At 65.6% G+C, this 3,005-nt stretch carries 5 protein-coding genes; 2 read left to right on the top strand and 3 right to left on the bottom strand.

The window, feature by feature from the left end; genetic code table 11:
* Both ACAM49_RS39550 and ACAM49_RS39545 read left to right on the top strand, forming a co-directional pair.
* Positions 1 to 552: SDR family NAD(P)-dependent oxidoreductase (locus ACAM49_RS39550; protein ID WP_369640639.1), on the top strand; the 552-nt coding region annotated here is incomplete at its 5' end.
* Between the two features lie 12 nt (positions 553 to 564).
* Entirely contained in the window at positions 565 to 1,425 is an 861-nt protein-coding gene (locus ACAM49_RS39545; protein WP_369640638.1) for an amidohydrolase, read from the top strand.
* Positions 1,426 to 1,459: 34 nt separating this feature from the next.
* Here ACAM49_RS39545 and infA read toward each other — a convergent pair whose 3' ends face one another.
* From infA to ACAM49_RS39530, 3 genes are all read right to left on the bottom strand, one after another.
* Positions 1,460 to 1,684 carry a translation initiation factor IF-1 gene (gene infA, locus ACAM49_RS39540; RefSeq protein ID WP_369640637.1) on the bottom strand — a complete coding sequence of 75 codons (225 nt, stop codon included), beginning with the start codon at positions 1,682 to 1,684 and terminating at the stop codon, positions 1,460 to 1,462.
* The gene (locus tag ACAM49_RS39535) at positions 1,681 to 2,445 is read right to left on the bottom strand and encodes a GNAT family N-acetyltransferase (protein ID WP_369640636.1); all 765 of its coding nucleotides are present in this window, start codon (positions 2,443 to 2,445) and stop codon (positions 1,681 to 1,683) included. Before ACAM49_RS39535 ends, infA begins: the two co-directional genes overlap by 4 nt.
* A 184-nt stretch (positions 2,446 to 2,629) precedes the next feature.
* On the bottom strand, positions 2,630 to 3,005 hold a 376-nt coding region (locus tag ACAM49_RS39530; RefSeq protein ID WP_369640635.1), incomplete at its 5' end, for a hypothetical protein.

Below are 3,005 nucleotides of genomic sequence, written 5' to 3'. Positions count from 1 at the left end.
TCCGAGGAGGGCATCGAAGCGACTGCTCGGGCGGTTGCGGGGCGGGTGTCGACGGTCGTGCACTGTGCGGGGGTGGCGGTGGTGGAGCCGTTCCTGGACAGCGGGACCATGGCCTGGGATCTCATGTTCCAGGTGAATCTGCGCGGACCCATGCGCCTCACCCAGCTGCTGATGCCGGGCATGCTCGATACCGAGTCCGCGCGGGTGGTGTTCGTCGCCTCCGACGGTGCGCGGGCGGGGGCCTCCGGGGAAACCGTTTACGCCGCATCGAAATCCGGGCTGTTCGGGTTCGCCAAATCCCTCGCGCGGGAAGTCGCCCGGCACAGTGTCACCGTCAACGTGGTCTGTCCCGGACCACTCGAGGGCCGAATGGTCGCCCACACCATGGCCGATCACCGCGACAGCCTCGCCGCCCTCGAAAAAGCCATCCCCCTCAAACGCTTGGGTCGACCGGACGAAGTAGCCTCCCTCATCGCATGGCTGGCGAGCCCGGAAGCCAGCTACGTCACCGGCCAGCTGATCAGCGTCAGCGGCGGCATAACGATGCAGTAGGAGTTTGCCAACATGCCCACCAAACCCATCGTCGACGCCCACATGCACCTGTGGGACACCAGCGCCCACGACTGGTACCCGGGTCTGGCGAGATTCGTCGAGGCCGGCAAGCCCGAGATCGCGGACAACTTCCTGCTGGCCGACTTCGACCGGGGTCTCGACGGGATCGAGGTGGCGGGGCTGGTGCACGTGTCCGCCACCACCTCGCCGCACACGTATCTGGCCGAAACCCGTTGGGTGGACGCCATTGCCGAGGCCGACCCGCGTCCGTTCGCCATCGTCGGCGCGGTCGATCCGCGCCTGCCCAAATCCGATCTGATCGACCATCTCGACGAGCAGGCCCGCACCGAACGCTTCCGTGGCGTACGGGTTTTCGAGGGCCTCTCCCCCAATACTCCGGCTGCCGATGTGATCGCCGGGTGGCTCCAAGACCACGACGCCGTCTTCGACCTCGTCGCCAAGCCCGCCGAAATCCTCGACTGGATCGACTTCCTCGCCGGCTACCCCAACCTGCGCGTGGTCCTCGAACACCTCGGCTTCCCCCAGGGCCACTCCTCCGACGCCCGCACCGCCTGGCACAACGCCATCTCCCTCGCGGCCAAGGAAACCCAATGGCTGTGCAAACTCTCCGGTTTCGGCCTCATCTGCCGAGACCTGACCTGGCCAACCCTGGAGTACTGGTTGGAATCCAGTGTCTCCCTGTGGGGTTGGCGCCGCCTGATGTTCGCCTCCAACATGCCGGTCGACTCGATGGCCGGGACCTACCCGGAGCTGGTCTCGACCATCGATCAGATCGTCACCACCGACGCCACCGACCAGGAAGCCGACTTCTTCTACCGCACCAACGCCCTCGACACCTACCGCCCGCGGTAGGCAACCGACACCCGGTCGCCTACCGCGAACGCCGTCAGTTCCTGTACCGGAACAGGATTCGACCCCGGGTGAGGTCGTACGGGCTCAGTTCCACCAGGACCCGGTCCTGCGGCACGATCTTGATGTAGTTCTTCCTGATCTTGCCGCTGATGTGGGCAAGGACCTGGTGGCCGTTCGCCAGCTCCACGGTGAAGGTGGCGTTGCGGAGGCAGTCGATAACGGTGCCTTCGATTTCTATCCCTTTGCTCTTCATATTCATCGCAGCACCAACCCGAGAGTGCTGTTCACGCGGCGAGCCCCGATGCCCTCGAAGAGGGCCGTGGCCGCCGTGTTGGACTCCTTCACTTCCGTTGAGGCAGTTTCGATTCCGCGTGCATGCAGGCTGGACAGGGCGCTGGCCAGCATGGCGCGGGCGATCCCACAGCGGTGCCGATCCGACCGCACGCCAATCAAGCCGAGCCGCGGCAGCCTGGTCACCTCCACCACGCGGAGCAGACCCACATACCGATCACCTTGTGCTGCGGCCACATACTTCGACGGATCCACCACGGTGTCGACACCCGGCACCCCCAGGTTCTCAACCGGCATCTCCTGCCAGCCGACCGTCGCCGCCACCTCGTCGCGAATCACCCGATCCACCTCGCGCAGTAGCCCTTCCGCCGCCCGCCCCGCAGGCACGATCGTCACCCCGTCCGGCGGCCGCACGGCCTCCAGCCCGGTATCCGCCGGATCCGTGGGCACGAGGTACTCCCACTCCCGCCGCCGCACCGCGAAACCGGCCCGCTCCCAACAAGACAGCAGTTCGGTGTCGTTCTCATCGACCACGGTATGCAACGGCCTGCGCAGCGTCTCGGCCATCGCACCCGCCAACTGATCGAAAACAGCGTCGTGCCATGCATCGACACTGACGAAGAGCCGCCCATCCGGCCGTGTAATCACGTCCCCGTGCCCGACCATCCGGTCGTCATCCACGGCTTCCCATCGGGTCAAAGCGACCCGGGTGATATCTGAAGTATTCATTGCTCGTCACCTTTCGCGAATGCCTTCCAAGGCAGGCGCTCCCGGCGACGTCTACATGGTTCGCCAATCCGTGACCACGAGTGGGAGCCCCCACACCTGTCCTACATACATGGGTCTCACCTCCTCGCCTCGAGTCACGGTCGCCAGCGACGCTAGCACCCCACCCACAGCCCCGCCCACCCATTTATTTCCCGACTGCCTCCAGCCACTCGGTGATCTCGGTGAAGTCGCTGGGGCGCAGACCTATTCGCGGATTCACCGGGTACAGCAGGGCTGGGGCGTTGTGGTTTTGCGATACCCACTCGCGGTCGTGGTCGGTGAGTTCGTCGTCGATCCAGATGAAGGGGCGGGCCGCGGCTCGGGTGACCAATCCTCTTGTCTTCCAGTGGAGACCGAACCAGGTGTCGATCGGGTCGGGGGCCGTGTCGGGCCAGTCCATTACTTCGAGGGCGGGTAGTCCGAGGGCTGGGCAGAGGGTGTGGTTGGCCTCGTCTGCCCAGGTGGTGGCCCAGATCAGTTCGCAGGGGAGGTTGGCCAGCAGGGGGCCGAGAGCGGGAATC

The organism is Nocardia sp. JMUB6875 (assembly GCF_041154655.1).
Classification (GTDB): domain Bacteria; phylum Actinomycetota; class Actinomycetes; order Mycobacteriales; family Mycobacteriaceae; genus Nocardia.
The sequence above is the reverse complement of the archived record's forward strand: the minus strand, read 5'-3'. Positions and strand labels throughout refer to the sequence as shown.